The following is a 15,974-nucleotide window of genomic DNA, read 5'->3' on the forward strand; positions in this document are numbered from 1 at the left end:
TCTGCAGCTTTGACAAAGCAAAATCAAAACATTAATTCTTAAAACTTATTATTATGAAAAGTCTAAAACTTATTTCATCAGCCATTGCTATGCTTATATGTTTCGTAAGCATGGCGCAAGAAAGAACTATTACTGGAATCATTACAGATGAAACCAAACTGGCTCTTCCAGGAGTAAACATTTTTAATCAGGCTTCTAAAGCAATTGCCACAACTGATTTCGATGGAAAATATAGCATTCAAGCTAAAACAGGAGACATGCTGGTTTTTACCTTCATTGGATACAAAAAACAAAGTCAAAAAGTTCAAAATTCAAATATCATCAACATAAAACTTTTTCCAGAATCTTCAAGTCTTCAAGAAGTTGTAGTTGTTGGCTACGGCACAAGTGAGAGCACTTCAGATTACAGTGCAAGAAGCTATGAGAGAGCGGAAAGAAGAAAAGAAAAAAGAGAAGCTTCAAAGGCACTTAAAGGAAAAGTTGCTGGAGTTCAGATTCAAAACAGTGTTGGATATGTTGCAAGCCCAAGTTCAACAACTGTGATTCGTGGAAATGCAACTATTTCTCCAAAAAATGAACCAATGTATATTATCGACGGAGTTCCTGCAAAAGCCAATCAAATGGCAAAAATCAATCCGAACGATATTAAAGATTTAAAAGTGCTGAAAGACGAAGCAGCAACTTCTATTTACGGAAGCAAGGCTTCAAATGGCGTTGTCGTGATTTCGACAAAAAATGAAATGTATAAAAACCTTTCAGAAAAAGAATTGGATAAAAAATTAAATATTATCCCAATTCCAACTGAACCAACTCAGGAAGATTATGATTCTTTTGTAGAAAATTCTTTTGAAAGTCCAAAAACTGCTCCGCTTTCTACTTTTTCAATAGATGTTGATAATGCTTCTTATACTAATATCAGACGCTTTTTAAACAACGGACAACAAGTTCCGAAAGATGCTGTTCGTGTAGAAGAAATGGTTAATTTCTTTAAATATACTTATCCACAGCCAAAAAATGAACATCCGTTTTCTATCAATACAGAAGTAAGCGATTCGCCTTGGAATTCAAATAATAAAATCTTGAAAATTGGTTTACAAGGAAAAAATATTCCAACCAATGATTTACCAGCTTCAAATCTTGTTTTCCTGATTGATGTTTCAGGTTCAATGGGCGATATGAACAAATTGCCTTTATTAAAACAATCGATGAAAATTTTGGTAAACGAATTGCGAGCAAAAGACAAAGTATCTATTGTAGTTTATGCAGGAGCCGCAGGAATGGTTTTACCTCCAACTTCTGGAGACGAGAAAACAACAATTATCAATGCATTAGATAACTTACAATCTGGCGGAAGTACTGCTGGTGGCGCAGGAATCGAATTGGCTTATAAAACAGCAACAGAAAATTTCATTAAAGGTGGAAATAATCGTGTGATTTTGGCAACAGATGGTGATTTTAATGTTGGAAGTGCTTCTAATTCGGATATGGAAAAATTAATCGAAGACAAAAGAAAAACAGGCGTTTTCCTAACTTGTTTAGGCTACGGAATGGGAAATTACAAAGACAGTAAAATGGAAATTTTAGCGGATAAAGGAAACGGAAATTATGCCTATATCGATAACATTCAGGAAGCAAATCGCTTTTTAGGGAAAGAATTTAAAGGTTCGATGTTTGCTATCGCGAAAGATGTAAAAATCCAGATTGAATTCAACCCAAAACAAGTTCAGGCGTATCGTTTGATTGGTTATGAAAACAGAAAACTTCGCCCGGAAGATTTTAAAAATGATGCTATTGATGCGGGCGAATTAGGAAGCAATCATACTGTTACCGCTTTATATGAAATTATTCCGGCAGGTGTAAAAAGTGATTATTTAGCTGAACAGCCAGATGATTTGAAATACACAAAAACAGAACCAAGTTCAAACAATTACAGCAATGAATTGGCAACTATAAAATTCCGTTACAAAAAACCTGACGGCGATAAAAGTATTGAAATGGTTCAGATAATTGAGAATAAATCGGTTGTTTTGGAGAAAGCGAGTGACGATATGAAATTTAGTTCTGCCGTAGCGTGGTTCGGATTGAAATTGAGAGATTCAAAATTAATTACCAACAAATCTTCTGAAGAAATTGTGAAATTGGCAAAACAAGGAAATTCAAATGATGGCGAAGGTTATAAAGCTGAATTTATTCGTCTTGTCGAAGGTGCCAAACAATTTAATTAATAAAAATTATATTACATTTGGGCTTCATTTTAAAATCAATTTTACACGCATATGAACCCAATTTTAAGCCAAAATCTATTTTTAGTAAAAGAACATATCGGAATGTTCAAAGCCTCAAATAATTACGACATTTATAATCCCGAGACGAATCAAATTATCATGAATTGCCGTGAAAATAATTTGGGCTTTTTTACCAAAATATTACGTTTCACCGATTACAAAAGAGCAACGCCATTTAATGTTGAAATCACAACGGCTTCTGGTGAAAAATTAATTACTGTAAAAAGAGGAATTGCTATTTTCAGATCGACTGTTGAAGTCTTAGACGAAAAAGACAGACTGATTGGAACTTTCAAACAAAAATTCTTCTCGTTTGGTGGAAGATTTGAAATTTTAGACAAAAATGAAAAACCTGTGGCAACACTTCAGGGAAAATGGACGGGCTGGGATTTTAAATTTTCTCATGAAAACAAACAACTAGCTCAGGTAAGTAAAAAATGGGCCGGATTAGGAAAAGAGTTTTTTACCAGCGCCGATAATTATGTTTTACAAATTGAAAATACTGTTGCAGCTGATAGTCCGCTGAGACAATTAATCTTAGGAGCCGTTATGTGCATTGACATGGTTCTGAAAGAATAAAAAAGGTGTTAAACTTAGATTAAGAAAGCATTGAAAGCATCATTTTAGGAAGCAAAAACTGTATTTTTGTGTAACTCAAATGATGCTTTCTGCATTTCTAAAAATACTATCATGACAGACTTAAAAAATAAAACTGCCTTAATTACCGGGGCAGGAAAAGGAATTGGAAAAGCAATTGCAATTGCATTAGCGAAAGAAGGTGTAAATGTAATTTTAATTGCCAGAACTCAGGCCGACGTAGATCAGCTTGCAGATCAAACTAATAATTTGGGCGTAAAATCTCTAGCTTTGGCAGCCGATGTTTCAGATATGAATTCGATAAATTCTGCGGTTGAAAAAGCTTTGGCAGAATTCAAAAACATTGACATTTTAATTAATAATGCCGGAATTGCTTCTTTTGGAAAATTCTTAGAATTGGAACCATGCGATTGGGAAAAAATAATTCAGGTGAATTTAATGGGAACGTACTACACGACTCGTGCAGTTATTCCAAACATGATTGAAAGACAAACGGGAGATATCATCAATATTTCATCAACTGCAGGTTTGAACGGAAACCCATTGACAAGTGCTTACAGTGCCTCTAAATTTGCTGTTTTAGGATTAACAGATTCTTTGATGCAGGAAATGAGAAAACATAACATTAGAGTTTCGGCTCTTACACCAAGTACAGTTGCAACAGATTTGGCAATAGACTTAAATTTAACCGATGGAAATCCTGAAAAAGTAATGCAATCTGAAGATATTGCTGAATTGTTAATCGCTCAGCTTAAATTAAACCGCAGAGTATTTATCAAAAACAGCGCTATCTGGTCAACTAATCCTTAAAAAATTAAAATCCATCCCGATAACTATCGGGACAAATTCCAAATCCCAATCTAGATCAAACTTGGAATTTGGAATTTAAGTATTGATATTTGATAAAATTAAAAATGATGGAACAATATTTAAGACAATTAGTCGAAATAGAATTTGAAGATAAAAAGCAAATTTTTACCGGATTTCTTATTGATTATTCGGATGACTGGATTTTGCTTCGAAACAATCCTGTTGATTTTATTTTAGATGGTTTTGTGATTTTGAAAAACAAAAACATCTTGGTGGTTAATCGTGATCATGATTTGGCTTTTACTGAAAAAGTGATTCGTTTAAAAGGCTTAAAAATCAATTCTGAAGATATAATTCCAATTAGAGATTTGGAATCGATTTTAAACTTTATCAGCAACAAATATGGCATTTTTCAAATTGCTAAAAAATCGGCTAAATCGGCATACTTAGGAAAATTGCTTTCTCTTTCAGAAGAAGAACTTCTTATTGATTTTTTAGATATCAGAGGTCAGTTTGGAGGTGAATTAAGTTTCAATCCTGAAAAAATAAGAGTTATAGAATTTGATACGGATTATATTAATTCTTTGAAATTGGTGGTTTCTGAAGATTTAAAATAGATTATAATACAATAAAAAAGCCCTTTTTTAAAGGGCTTTTTTATTATCATTTTTAACTTAATCAAAATGACAAAACTTTATGTATGTCTTTTTAAGCTTCCGCCAATTTATTTACAAACTCCATACGAACACTGCCATCTTCGTCAATTTTAGTTAAATTGATTTCTTGCAAAGTATTTACCAATTCTGGATTCCAAGGTGTTTTTACTTTTACGTAATTTTCTGTGAAACCGTGAATATAACCTTCTTTGTTTTCTCCTTCAAAAAGAACCGTTCTTTGCGTTCCTAATTGACTTTCGTAAAAAGCACGACGTTTTTTAACCGATAATCCACGAAGCATTTTACTACGTTTTGCACGAACATTTGCAGGTACAACGCCATCCATTTCTGCAGCTTCAGTATTATCTCTTTCTGAATAGGTAAATACGTGTAAATATGAAATATCTAATTCATTTAAGAAATGATACGTTTCTAAAAAATGTTCATCTGTTTCTCCAGGAAAACCAACGATAACATCAACACCAATGCAGGCATGAGGCATTACCTCACGAATTTTGCTCACACGATCAATATAAACTTCACGTAAATAACGGCGTTTCATCAATTTCAAAATATCATTACTTCCTGATTGAAGCGGAATATGAAAATGCGGCACAAAAGTGCGGCTTTTAGAAACGAATTCAATTGTTTCGTTTTTCAATAAATTCGGTTCAATTGACGAAATTCTTAAACGCTCGATTCCTTCCACTTTATCTAAAGCCTGAACTAAATCCAGAAAAGTATGTTCATGTTTTTTATTCCCGAATTCTCCTTTACCATAATCTCCAATGTTTACACCCGTTAAAACAATTTCGCGAATATTTTGAGACGAGATTTCTTTGGCATTTTTTAAGACATTTTCTAAAGCATCACTTCTAGAAATTCCTCGTGCTAACGGAATTGTACAATACGTACATTTATAATCGCAACCATCCTGAACTTTTAAGAAAGCACGTGTACGATCTCCAATGGAATAACTTCCAACATAAAAATCGGCTTCAGCAATTTCGCACGAGTGAACTTCACCCATATCGTTTTTGCTTAAATCATGAATATAATCGGTGATTTTAAATTTCTCGGTCGCACCCAAAACCAAATCAACTCCATCAACAGCGGCTAATTCTTCAGGTTTTAATTGTGCATAACAACCAACAGCAGCAACAAATGCTTTTTCATTAAGTTTCATTGCTTTCTTGACAACCTGCTTAAACTGTTTATCAGCATTTTCAGTTACCGAACAGGTATTTATTACATAAATATCGGCAACTTCTTCAAAATCGACGCGGTCAAAACCTTCGCCATTAAAATTTCTGGCGATTGTAGAAGTCTCTGAAAAATTCAGTTTACAACCCAGCGTATAAAAGGCAACTTTCTTTCTATTTTCCATAATTTTCTTAAATTAATGAAATCGTTGTCAAAAAATTTAAGGGTGCAAATTTACAAACAATATTTGTAAAAGAAAATTCAATAATCGACTTCGTTTCAACAATTTGCGTAAATTAGGGTTTTATTAAAAATAAAATACACTTAATGATTGCAAAAATTTTGTAAAACAATATTTTTTTCGAACTTTACGTTATACAATTCAATAAGAATTAAATGACAAAAACATCGATTAAGTGCAAATTTCATCGATTAAATACATTTTTTTTCGATTTAAATTGAAAAAATCTTACATTTACTAGAGCTAAATCTTCAATCGAAATTTAGCAAGATTTGGAAATGATAAAAAGTATTGATTAATTTAATAATAAATCGGACATAACAATTTTGAATTTCAATCGTTATGTTGTTGTTTTGTGTTACAAAATGAAATGGGAAAGCCGAAAACCAAAGAGAGTAGGCAAAATAAATTTACAAATACCACACTTTATGAAAGCATTTTTACCCACAATCTGCTTGATGTTCTTAGCCATTTTTAGTTCCCAAGCGCAAACTAATGCTGCTGCTCCAGCAACAAATCCATTTCCATCTATCAGTACTTTAACGACTTGGGCAAGTTTAAACTCTCAGCAACAATTTGATGTTGCCATTCGTGCCGTTGGTTTTAAATTTGAAGTAAAAGAACCTGGTGCAGAATCTACTGCCTACACTTATATTCGTAAAGTAACCGTAAATGAAGTAAATTACACAGACAGAATTGTTTACAGAATCACAAATAATAATTCTGCAAGCATTATTTCCCTTGTTACGGCTTCTACAGACTTAGTAAGTTTGTACACACCACAATTAGCAACTTTCAAAAACAACAATTGCAAAACTGAAATGTCTAAAGACAAAAACACTACTTGCAGCTGTTACGAAAGTGCTGCTTATGCAATCGATCTTTGCGACGAACGTGTAAAATTAACAATGGGTGACGGAAATAAATATTTTGTTTCTGTAGCTAAAAAATAAATAAATCAAGAAACGACGTTTTCCAAATCTTTGCAAACCTTATAAATTTACAAAGATTTGGAACGCATTTCTTAATTATAGGTTTGGATTTTTCATTTCATACCAGACTTCAGTTTCTCCTTCATATTCAAAAGAGTTTACATACTGTAAGCCTAATTTTTCGAGAATTTTTCTTGAGTTTTCATTCCCTGCGTCTGCATATGCATACAGCGCATCTACTTTCATTTCATTAAAAGCATAATCTACAAAAGCTTTTCCTGCTTCGGTCGCATAACCTTTTCCCCAATATTTTTCTATGAAACGATAACCAATTTCATAAAAGTTTTTATGCCCGTTAATTTCATCTGTGATGAATTTTATTCCAGACCAACCCAAAAACTCATTGGTTTCCTTAAGAATTACCGCCCAGCGTCCAATCCCAAAATCTTTGTATTGTTTTTGAGCAAAATGAATATATTCAATACTCTCTTCGAGCTTTTTTACTGGATTATTTCCTAAAAAGAGATGAACTTTTGGATTTGAATCCAATTCAAACATTCCGTCAGCGTCAGAAAGAAGTAATTCTCTTAATAGCAAACGTTCTGTTTCGATTGGATTTTTCATTTTTAATTTAGTTTAAAATATACTTTTGAACCACCTCAGCAACTCCATCATCATTATTTGAAGCTACGATCAAATCTGCTCTGTCACGTAATTCAGGCGTTACATTATCAACCCAAACACCAAGACCGGCATATTCTATCATTGTCAAATCATTTCCTGCATTTCCTACAGCAATAATTTCTTCTTGAAGAATTCTTAATTTCTCTGCCAAAAATCGCAAACTTGCCGCTTTATCAATTCCTTGCTGTGCTGCTTCCAGAAAGAAAGGTTTTGACATTGAAACACTTAAATGTGGCATTTTAGCTTTCAAATCTTCTTCTAGTTCTTTCAATTCAGACGGTTCTTTCAACAGAATACATTTTACAGCAGGTCTATCTACATAATCCTTAAAACTAGAAACCAAAAGATGAGGCATGCCTGTAATTTCTTTTTCGATTTCTATAAATTCAGAATCGGTTTCGCTTATAATTTCGTCATCTAAATACGTAATGATATGTGTATTCATTTTCACGCTGTAATCATACAAATCGTGAATTTGTTCAACAGTTAATTTCTGTTCAAATAAAACAAGATCATCTTTTACACGACTGATAATTGCTCCATTAAACGAAATCATATAAGAATCATTAATATCTAATTCCAATTCTTTTGCATAAGTCGTCATTGCAGAAGTTGGGCGGCCAGAGGCTAAAACCACATAAACTCCTTTTGCCTGAGCTTCTAATAATACTTTTTTATTTAAATCTGAAATTCTATGATCGTCTGTCAACAAGGTATCATCCATGTCGAGCACTAGCATTTTGTATTGCATTTTTTTTTAGTTTTCAGTTTTGAGTATTCAGTCGCAGTTTGCAGTCACAGTTTAGAACGGAAAACTGAATACTGCGACTGAATACTGAAAACTTTTATAGACTCATTCTAAAATCTTCGATAACGGGATTTGCTTTTGCAAAATCGGTTTCCTGAATAAAAACCTCAACTGCCAAATCTGTTCCGCCAAAACCTCCTAAACGAGCCGACTGGATATTATCTTTTTTTACTGTTTCTACTCCCGCTTCTTCTAATCTTTCCTGTAAAGCAATTGCTAATACTTCACTTCCTGAAAACACCTTCATTAATCCCATAACATTCTATTTTTTTATTGTAAAATTATTTTTAATTCTTCCTGAAAACTTTCATTTTCATTCATTCCGATATGCTCTTGTCCTTTTAAAGGATAAAAATGCCCTTTATTACCTAAAATTTTATTTAAGCGAATTGAATTTTCAACCGGAATTAGCTGATCATCCAAACCATGAAAAATATAAATCGGCGCTTTAACTTTTGGTAAAAATTGATACGTTTCTAAATGAAACTTCTTCATAAAATCAGGAAAAAAACGAACTTTGGTTCCTGACAATTCTGTGAAACTAAAATAAGGAGATTGCAGTATTAACGCTTTTGGATTATTTTCTGAAGCTAAAATTGCTGCTAATCCGGAACCAATTGAATAACCCGCAACGATAATTTTATTTTCAGAATATTTTTGACGTAATTTTTTATAGACAACTGCAACATCATTATTTAATTGCTCCTCATTCTCAATCTCACCTTCACTTTTTCCAAAACTGCGGTAATCCAGAATAAAAATATCATATCCTAAATTAGTATACATTTTCGCAATTTTTCCCCAGGTCTCTAATGTTCCAGCATTTCCATGAAGATAAAACACAAGTCCTTTTGAATTTTCAGCCTTAAACAACAAACCATTTAAGTTTACACCATCAAATGATTTAATATTCAGTTCTTCAAAATTGCTTTGATAATCAAATTTATAATCTTTTGGAAGTGCAGCATTTTGAAACACCATTCCAACTTGATTAAAATATACGTATGAAACAACAATTACATAAATAACAACAAAAAACGCCAATAGCGCAATTGTCAAAAATTTAAGTGTATGTATCATTTCCAGAAATATTCTAAGATTTTTACTCCTCTTCTTCTACGTCGTCTTCCTCTTCATCCAATTCTTCTTCGCCTTCTTCATCCATATCGAACAAATAAGGCTCAACAAGCATTTTATCGGCTAGAATTTCAACACGTTCTGTTAGGTTTTCAGTAAAAATTAAACGCTGTGTTTTAGTAATACTATTCGAAATACGCATAATTTTAGGTTCGTGGCGTAATTTCAAAATTGGGTCTGCATCATCCAAAATAAACATTTTTAGACGATTCACATTATAACCTGCCGTACTAAACATATCATTTAATTTGGTTGGAGTTCCGATCAAAACATCGATTCCGGTAGAAATATAGTTTTTATCATAATCCATATCGCCTTTTTCATTTACACCGTAAACTTCTAAATTGGTGTATTTTCCATATTTCTCAAAAAGCTCAACCATTTCCAAAACCTTTGCTTTATCTTCAACAATAATCAAAGCACGTGGAGATTCTTCTGTTTTTCCTGCCAATTGCTGAATTACATTCAAAACAATTGTCGTTGTTTTTCCACTTCCGTCTGGAGAAACAATAATGGCATCAGCCCCACTTTTGATTGTCGAAAAAGTTTCCATTTGCAAAACATTTGCTTCTGTTAAACCGTTTTCAATAAGTCCGTCCTGTAATTTCTCGTTTATTTTTTTTAGTTTCATTTCTAAATTTTAGATTTATGATATTAGATTTCAGATTGAAAACTAAATCATTATTTGCTTGCGAACATTTTAACATCACCTTCAGAAATTTCACTTCCTCCCAAAATGATTAATCTTTCAATTACATTTCGAAGTTCACGGATATTTCCTGTCCAATCATATTCCTGCAATAATTTTATGGCTTGCGCCGAAAATCCTTTAACAGCATTTCCTTGTTCCGAAGCAATTTTTTCGGCAAAATGCGAAATCAAAGCAGGAATATCATCACGTCTTTCATTCAATGGCGGAACTTTAATTAAAATAACCGCAAGACGATGGTATAAATCCTCACGGAAACGACCTTCGGCAATTTCTGTTTTTAAATCTTTATTTGTTGCCGCAACTACGCGAACATCTACTTTAATATCTTTATCAGCACCAACTCTGGTAATCATACTTTCCTGAAGCGCTCTTAAAACTTTGGCTTGCGCCGAAAGACTCATATCACCAATTTCATCTAAGAAAATAGTTCCTTTATCTGCCGCTTCAAACTTTCCTGCACGATCTTTCACTGCCGATGTAAAAGCACCTTTTACGTGCCCAAACAATTCACTTTCAATCAATTCGCTCGGAATCGCAGCGCAGTTTACCTCAATTAAAGGAAAATTAGCACGTTCGCTTTTTTCATGTAATTGATGTGCTACTAATTCTTTTCCAGTTCCATTTGGTCCCGTAATTAGAACTCTGGCTTCCGTTGGCGCCACTTTATCAATCATCACTTTAATATGATTAATAGATTCGCTGTCGCCAATCATCTCGTAATTCTTGCTGACTTTTTTCTTTAAGATTTTATTCTCAACTACTAATTGTTTTTTGTCCAAAGCATTACGAACCGTATTCAATAAACGATTCAAATCTGGCGGTTTTGAAATATAATCAAAAGCCCCCAAACGCATCGTGTGAATTGCCGTTTCCATATCTCCGTGACCCGAAATCATGACCATCGGAATTTCCGGTTTTATCTTTTTTACTTCTTCTAAAACCTCAACACCGTCCATTTTTGGCATTTTGATATCGCACAAAACCAAATCGTAATCGTTGTTTTTTATTTTTTCAAGTCCCGCAACGCCATCTTCAGCTTCATCAACCTGATAGGAATCATTTTCTTCTGATAATATTTTTACCAAAACTCTTCTGATCGCTGCTTCGTCTTCTACAATTAGTATTTTACTCATTTTTTTGAGGTTCTAAGGTTCTGAGTTGCTAAGGTACTAAGGTTTTTCTGCAAGAAGCTAAAATCTTAGCATCTTAGAACCTTAGTGCCTTAGCAACTTTAAAAATTAATATTTAAGCCACTTATACAATTCCTTCCATGTTGGTTTTTTGCCGTACATTAAAATACCTACACGGTAAATTTTTGCAGCGAACCAAACAACAAGGAAAAATGTAGCAAACAATAATGATACCGAAATTGCGATTTGCCACCACGGCACGCCAAACGGAATACGCATTAACATGACAATTGGTGACGTAAGTGGAATCATTGAAAATACAACTGCCACGGTTCCGTGCGGATCGTTTACAACTGTAAAAAATCCGATATAAACACTCAAAATCAGAGGCATTAGAATTGGAAGCAGAAATTGCTGAGAATCAGTTTGATTATCAACTGCTGCTCCAATTGCCGCGTAAAATGAGCTATAAAGAAAATATCCTCCAATAAAATAAATTACGAATCCAATAATGATACTCGCAATTGGCAGATTCCATAATTCAGCAATATACATTTGTGCAGAACCTGATAATTGATGTTGTGCAGATTGCATCATTTCTGGAGAAATTCTGGCTGTTGGACCAACATTTACACCAAAAAATGCCGATGCAGCAAACATCAATCCTAAACCAATTATCGCCCAAATCATAAATTGCAGAATTCCTGCCAATGAAGTTCCGACAATTTTACCAATCATTAACTGAAATGGTTTTACTGATGAAATAATGATTTCGATAATTCGGTTTGTTTTTTCTTCGATTACGCTTCGCATTACCATATTTCCGTAGATGATAATGAACATCATAATCAAATAACCAAATGCGCCACCAATTGCTATTTTGATTTCATTTAAACCTTTTAAACTCTCTTCTCCTGAAGCTTTTACCAAATGAATATTAACTTCTGACTGTGCTTTTTGAATTGCCAGTGTATCTAATTTTGCTTCTTCAAGATTTAGCTTTGTAATTTTTGTTCCGATGATTTTCTGCATACTTTCTATAAAAGAAATACTTGGACTATTATTCGAAATAAATTCAATTTTACGTTCTAAATCTTTTGTTTTATTTGTTTTTGGAATGACAATTAATCCGCTGAAATTTTCTTTTGTAATGCTATCTTTTAAAGCCTTTACATCAATTTCAGACAAATTCAGATATTTATATTCTCCGTTTTTTTTGTTTTGTTTTACAAAATCATTGGCAAAAAGTCCGGTTTCATCATGAATAGCAATTCTTTTTGTTTCGGCTTTCATTGAACTCAGATAACCAATAAAAATGGCTATCGCAACAAATAAAAGCGGACTCAAAAAAGTCATGACAACAAAAGATTTATTGCGGACTTTGGCAATAAATTCTCTTTTTATAATCAGTGAGATGATGCTCATAAATAATTTTAGATTTTAGATTGTTGACTTTAGATTTTTAAATTTCAGGTTTAATTCTGAAATCTAAAACCCGAAATCTAAACTTTGTTTTCTGTTACAGTCTGAATAAAAATATCGTTTATACTTGGAATTTTTTCTACAAAATGTGTCACTTGTCCGCGTTGCGTAAGTATATTCAAAAGCTCATTTGGTGAAGCATTTCCTATTTGAATATTTAATTTTAAATCATCATTTAATGATTTGAAATTAGCCGGCGAAACGGTAAATTTTTGCGTAATATCATACATCAAGCCTTCAACATTGCTCGTCAGGATTCCAACTTCAAAACTGTTCGTTCTAAACTGGCGTTTAACATCGACCACTTTTCCTTCTATCAGTTTATTTGATTTGTGAATTAAAGCAATGTTTTCGCAAAGTTCTTCAACGCTTTCCATTCTGTGCGTCGAGAAAATAATAGTTGAACCTTGTTCTTTTAATGCCAAAATTTCATCTTTAATAACATTGGCATTTACAGGATCAAATCCTGAAAAAGGTTCATCTAGAATCAACAATTTCGGTTTATGCAGAACACAAACAACAAATTGAATTTTTTGTGCCATTCCTTTAGAAAGCTCTTGGATTTTCTTGTTCCACCAACCCTGAATTCCCAAACGATCAAACCAATAATCCAATTGTTTTTTAGCTTCGGCTTTAGAAAGTCCTTTCATTTGTGCCAAATACAAACATTGCTCACCTACTTTCATAGAACTGTACAATCCTCTTTCTTCCGGAAGATATCCAATTGTCTGAACATGTTTCGGCTGAAGTTTTTCTCCATCCAAAATTACCTCACCGCTATCAGGCAATGTGATTTGATTTATGATTCTGATAAGAGAAGTTTTTCCAGCTCCATTCGGACCTAAAAGCCCATATATACTGCCTTTTGGCACATTTAATGAAACTTCGTTAAGCGCTACATAATCGCCATATTGTTTTACGACCTTATATACTTCGAGTAAGTTGCTCATGCTGTTTTTGAGATTTTCTGCGTTGCTTATGCCATTATGACTAAGCGACTGTAAAAGTAAATAATTAGAAGCGAATCTTACTACTATTACATAAAAAACCCATCCTAAAATTATGTTAGAATGGGTTTTTCTATTTATTTAAACAATTTGAAAAAGTCCTGATTATGAGAACATATCTTTTACTTTTTCAAAGAATGATTTCTCTGATTTTTCTGGGCTTGGAGCAAAATGCTCGTCGTTTAAAGCATTTTCAAAGAATTGTTTTTGTTCTTTATTTAAAGTTTTTGGGGTCCAAACGTTTACGTGAACAAGTAAATCTCCACTTCCGTAACCATTTAAACTTGGGATTCCTTTTCCTTTTAATCTTAAGATTTTTCCAGATTGGATTCCTTCTTCCAACTTAATACGAACTTTTCCGTTGATTGCTTCAATATCTTTTGAAGCCCCCAAAACTGCTTCAGGGAAACTGATGTATAAATCGAAGTGAACGTTTTCGCCTTCACGTTTCAGGAATTCGTGTTCAACTTCTTCAATAGCAACAATTAAATCACCCGGAATACTGTTTCCTGGCGCATCGTTACCTTTGTTAGAAACTTTCAACTGCATTCCATCAACAACTCCCGCAGGAATTTTGATTGACACTGTTTCATCTTCCTGAACCATACCTTGAGCATCGGCCTCAGCAGGTTTTTTATCTAAAATCTGGCCAGAACCACCACAAGTAGGACAAGTTGACGCAGATTGCATTCTTCCTAAAATAGTATTGGTTACACGCATTACTTGCCCCTGACCGTTACAAGTCGTACAAGTTTTATACGTTACACCTTTAGCCTGAACTTTACGTTTTACTTTTACTTTTTTCTCAACTCCATTTGCAATTTCCTCTAAAGTCAATTTAACTTTAATTCGAAGATTACTTCCTTTAGCACGGCGAGGACCTCCGCCTCCGCCTCCGAAACCGCCAAATCCGCCACCAAAAATATCACCAAACTGGCTGAAAATGTCATCCATATTCATACCACCATGGCCGCCGCCAAATCCGCCAGCGCCATCAAATGCCTGATGACCATATTGATCGTATTTCGCTTTTTTCTGCGGATCACTCAAAACTTCATAAGCTTCAGCTGCCAATTTGAAGTTTTCTTCTGCCTCTTTGTCGCCTGGATTTTTATCAGGGTGATATTTAAGCGCACTTTTTCTATATGCTTTTTTTATTTCGGCAGCATCAGCATTTTTTGAAATGCCAAGTATTTCGTAAAAATCTTTTTTCATAATTAGGTTTAAATTCCAAATTCTAAAATTCCAAAATCCAAAAATGGACTTAAAATTTTTATTTGCTTTTTAGTTTCCAACTACAACTTTAGGGAAACGAATAATTTTGTCTCCTAATTTGTATCCTTTTTCAATAACATCAACAATTTTACCTTTCAATTTGTCAGATGGAGCCGGAATTTGAGTAATTGCCTCTGCAACATCAGCATTGAAAGCATCTCCTGCCTGAATTTCAACTTGCTCTAAACCTTTAGAAACTAAAGTATTTTTGAATTTTTCGTGAATCAACTCAACACCTTTTTTAAGGTTTTCGTCTTCAGATTTGTTGATTTCTACTGCAGCTCTGTCAAAATCGTCTAAAACTGGAAGCATCGCCAATAAAACCTCTTGGTTTGCTGTTTTAAACAATTCAAGACGCTCTTTTGAAGTTCTTTTTTTGTAATTTTCAAATTCAGCAAATAATCTCAAAAACTTATCTTTTTCGTGAGCCAAGTCTTTAGCTAATTGCTCCTCAACACTTAATTCTTCAACAATTAACTGCTCTCCGTTGGCATTGTTCTCTAACGTTACATCATCTAATTCCTGATCGAATTCTGTATTTTCCGTAGTCATATTACTTTTATTTTTAAAAATATTCTTAAACTTCATTTTTATTCTTTTTTGTGATTGCAAAAGTACTGCCAAATATTTTAAAATGTCAAATTGTCACTTTATTAAAAATGAGCTGCTTAAAATAGGAAAGCAGTACATAAAAATTTTATTATAATTTTAAGACTATTACGTTATAGTTTGTTTTATCTTTGAGGTCGTTAAAACGTAAATTATTACACCAAAATTGAATTTAAGGGTTGGCTTAGGCCTCAAAAATAATTATTAATTCAAATTTACCTTATATTAAAAAAAGCTTCGCCTTATAGAGACGAAGCTTTTTTTTATGCTTTAATTTGATTTTTTTGCACGGGCGGAGGGATTCGAACCCCCATCAACGGTTTTGGAGACCGCTATTCTACCCTTGAACTACGCCCGTAACTTAAGGTCGGCAAATTAAAAGTTTTTTTTCTTCTCTGGCAACTAT

16 protein-coding genes and 1 tRNA gene are annotated in these 15,974 nt (G+C 33.4%); 5 read left to right on the forward strand and 12 right to left on the reverse strand.

What is annotated here, in order from left to right; genetic code table 11:
* The first annotated feature begins 53 nt into the window (after positions 1-53).
* The 4 genes from GQ47_RS10365 to GQ47_RS10380 all read left to right on the forward strand — a co-directional run bounded on the left by GQ47_RS10365 (position 54) and on the right by GQ47_RS10380 (position 4,309).
* Positions 54-2,225 (forward strand): VWA domain-containing protein, encoded by a 2,172-nt coding sequence (locus GQ47_RS10365; protein WP_035647969.1) that lies wholly within the window; start codon positions 54-56, stop codon positions 2,223-2,225.
* Between the two features lie 51 nt (positions 2,226-2,276).
* Positions 2,277-2,864, forward strand: coding sequence for an LURP-one-related/scramblase family protein (locus tag GQ47_RS10370; RefSeq protein ID WP_035647972.1), 588 nt, complete (start codon positions 2,277-2,279; stop codon positions 2,862-2,864).
* A gap of 111 nt (positions 2,865-2,975) precedes the next feature.
* Entirely contained in the window at positions 2,976-3,692 is a 717-nt protein-coding gene (locus GQ47_RS10375) for a 3-ketoacyl-ACP reductase (protein ID WP_035647975.1), read from the forward strand.
* 107 nt (positions 3,693-3,799) lie between these two features.
* Positions 3,800-4,309: a hypothetical protein gene (locus tag GQ47_RS10380; protein ID WP_035648198.1), complete on the forward strand. Its 510-nt coding sequence runs from the start codon at positions 3,800-3,802 to the stop codon at positions 4,307-4,309.
* A gap of 91 nt (positions 4,310-4,400) precedes the next feature.
* Here the strand turns inward: GQ47_RS10380 and mtaB are convergent, their stop codons facing one another.
* Entirely contained in the window at positions 4,401-5,735 is a 1,335-nt protein-coding gene (gene mtaB, locus GQ47_RS10385) for a tRNA (N(6)-L-threonylcarbamoyladenosine(37)-C(2))-methylthiotransferase MtaB (RefSeq protein ID WP_035647977.1), read from the reverse strand.
* 485 nt (positions 5,736-6,220) lie between these two features.
* On the opposite strand from mtaB, the gene GQ47_RS10390 reads away from it, so the two are divergent.
* Positions 6,221-6,745 carry a hypothetical protein gene (locus GQ47_RS10390; protein WP_035648200.1) on the forward strand — a complete coding sequence of 175 codons (525 nt, stop codon included), beginning with the start codon at positions 6,221-6,223 and terminating at the stop codon, positions 6,743-6,745.
* 75 nt (positions 6,746-6,820) lie between these two features.
* On the opposite strand, the gene GQ47_RS10395 is transcribed toward GQ47_RS10390, so the two are convergent.
* The 11 genes from GQ47_RS10395 to GQ47_RS10445 form a co-directional block, all read right to left on the reverse strand.
* A complete protein-coding gene (locus tag GQ47_RS10395; protein ID WP_035647979.1) occupies positions 6,821-7,348 on the reverse strand; it encodes a GNAT family N-acetyltransferase in 528 nt (175 codons plus the stop codon).
* Between the two features lie 7 nt (positions 7,349-7,355).
* Positions 7,356-8,159 (reverse strand): Cof-type HAD-IIB family hydrolase, encoded by an 804-nt coding sequence (locus GQ47_RS10400; RefSeq protein WP_035647981.1) that lies wholly within the window; start codon positions 8,157-8,159, stop codon positions 7,356-7,358.
* Positions 8,160-8,253: 94 nt separating this feature from the next.
* Entirely contained in the window at positions 8,254-8,472 is a 219-nt protein-coding gene (locus tag GQ47_RS10405) for a putative signal transducing protein (RefSeq protein WP_035647983.1), read from the reverse strand.
* Between the two features lie 14 nt (positions 8,473-8,486).
* Positions 8,487-9,296 (reverse strand): alpha/beta hydrolase, encoded by an 810-nt coding sequence (locus GQ47_RS10410; protein ID WP_035647985.1) that lies wholly within the window; start codon positions 9,294-9,296, stop codon positions 8,487-8,489.
* 22 nt (positions 9,297-9,318) lie between these two features.
* Positions 9,319-9,984 (reverse strand): DEAD/DEAH box helicase, encoded by a 666-nt coding sequence (locus GQ47_RS10415; protein WP_035647986.1) that lies wholly within the window; start codon positions 9,982-9,984, stop codon positions 9,319-9,321.
* A 50-nt stretch (positions 9,985-10,034) separates the two neighbouring features.
* Positions 10,035-11,198 carry a sigma-54-dependent transcriptional regulator gene (locus tag GQ47_RS10420; RefSeq protein ID WP_035647988.1) on the reverse strand — a complete coding sequence of 388 codons (1,164 nt, stop codon included), beginning with the start codon at positions 11,196-11,198 and terminating at the stop codon, positions 10,035-10,037.
* 105 nt (positions 11,199-11,303) lie between these two features.
* A complete protein-coding gene (locus GQ47_RS10425) occupies positions 11,304-12,620 on the reverse strand; it encodes an ABC transporter permease (protein ID WP_035647990.1) in 1,317 nt (438 codons plus the stop codon).
* A 77-nt stretch (positions 12,621-12,697) separates the two neighbouring features.
* Complete coding sequence (locus tag GQ47_RS10430) at positions 12,698-13,627, reverse strand: ABC transporter ATP-binding protein (protein ID WP_035647992.1); 930 nt, start codon at positions 13,625-13,627, stop codon at positions 12,698-12,700.
* A gap of 162 nt (positions 13,628-13,789) precedes the next feature.
* Positions 13,790-14,899, reverse strand: coding sequence for a molecular chaperone DnaJ (gene dnaJ / locus GQ47_RS10435; protein ID WP_035647994.1), 1,110 nt, complete (start codon positions 14,897-14,899; stop codon positions 13,790-13,792).
* 69 nt (positions 14,900-14,968) lie between these two features.
* Positions 14,969-15,547 carry a nucleotide exchange factor GrpE gene (locus GQ47_RS10440; RefSeq protein ID WP_035647996.1) on the reverse strand — a complete coding sequence of 193 codons (579 nt, stop codon included), beginning with the start codon at positions 15,545-15,547 and terminating at the stop codon, positions 14,969-14,971.
* 308 nt (positions 15,548-15,855) lie between these two features.
* A tRNA-Trp gene (locus GQ47_RS10445) sits at positions 15,856-15,926 on the reverse strand.
* Between the last annotated feature and the right edge of the window lie 48 nt (positions 15,927-15,974).

Origin of the sequence: Flavobacterium sp. ASV13, assembly GCF_000745775.1 — a bacterium.
Taxonomy (GTDB): Bacteria; Bacteroidota; Bacteroidia; order Flavobacteriales; family Flavobacteriaceae; genus Flavobacterium.

Coding starts and splice junctions, on each gene's coding strand:
- GQ47_RS10365 (WP_035647969.1), top strand. CDS start 54: ATGAAAAGTCTAAAACTTATTTCATCAGCCATTGCTATGCTTATATGT.
- GQ47_RS10370 (WP_035647972.1), top strand. CDS start 2,277: ATGAACCCAATTTTAAGCCAAAATCTATTTTTAGTAAAAGAACATATC.
- GQ47_RS10375 (WP_035647975.1), top strand. CDS start 2,976: ATGACAGACTTAAAAAATAAAACTGCCTTAATTACCGGGGCAGGAAAA.
- GQ47_RS10380 (WP_035648198.1), top strand. CDS start 3,800: ATGGAACAATATTTAAGACAATTAGTCGAAATAGAATTTGAAGATAAA.
- mtaB (WP_035647977.1), bottom strand. CDS start 5,735: ATGGAAAATAGAAAGAAAGTTGCCTTTTATACGCTGGGTTGTAAACTG.
- GQ47_RS10390 (WP_035648200.1), top strand. CDS start 6,221: ATGAAAGCATTTTTACCCACAATCTGCTTGATGTTCTTAGCCATTTTT.
- GQ47_RS10395 (WP_035647979.1), bottom strand. CDS start 7,348: ATGAAAAATCCAATCGAAACAGAACGTTTGCTATTAAGAGAATTACTT.
- GQ47_RS10400 (WP_035647981.1), bottom strand. CDS start 8,159: ATGCAATACAAAATGCTAGTGCTCGACATGGATGATACCTTGTTGACA.
- GQ47_RS10405 (WP_035647983.1), bottom strand. CDS start 8,472: ATGGGATTAATGAAGGTGTTTTCAGGAAGTGAAGTATTAGCAATTGCT.
- GQ47_RS10410 (WP_035647985.1), bottom strand. CDS start 9,296: ATGATACATACACTTAAATTTTTGACAATTGCGCTATTGGCGTTTTTT.
- GQ47_RS10415 (WP_035647986.1), bottom strand. CDS start 9,984: ATGAAACTAAAAAAAATAAACGAGAAATTACAGGACGGACTTATTGAA.
- GQ47_RS10420 (WP_035647988.1), bottom strand. CDS start 11,198: ATGAGTAAAATACTAATTGTAGAAGACGAAGCAGCGATCAGAAGAGTT.
- GQ47_RS10425 (WP_035647990.1), bottom strand. CDS start 12,620: ATGAGCATCATCTCACTGATTATAAAAAGAGAATTTATTGCCAAAGTC.
- GQ47_RS10430 (WP_035647992.1), bottom strand. CDS start 13,627: ATGAGCAACTTACTCGAAGTATATAAGGTCGTAAAACAATATGGCGAT.
- dnaJ (WP_035647994.1), bottom strand. CDS start 14,899: ATGAAAAAAGATTTTTACGAAATACTTGGCATTTCAAAAAATGCTGAT.
- GQ47_RS10440 (WP_035647996.1), bottom strand. CDS start 15,547: ATGAAGTTTAAGAATATTTTTAAAAATAAAAGTAATATGACTACGGAA.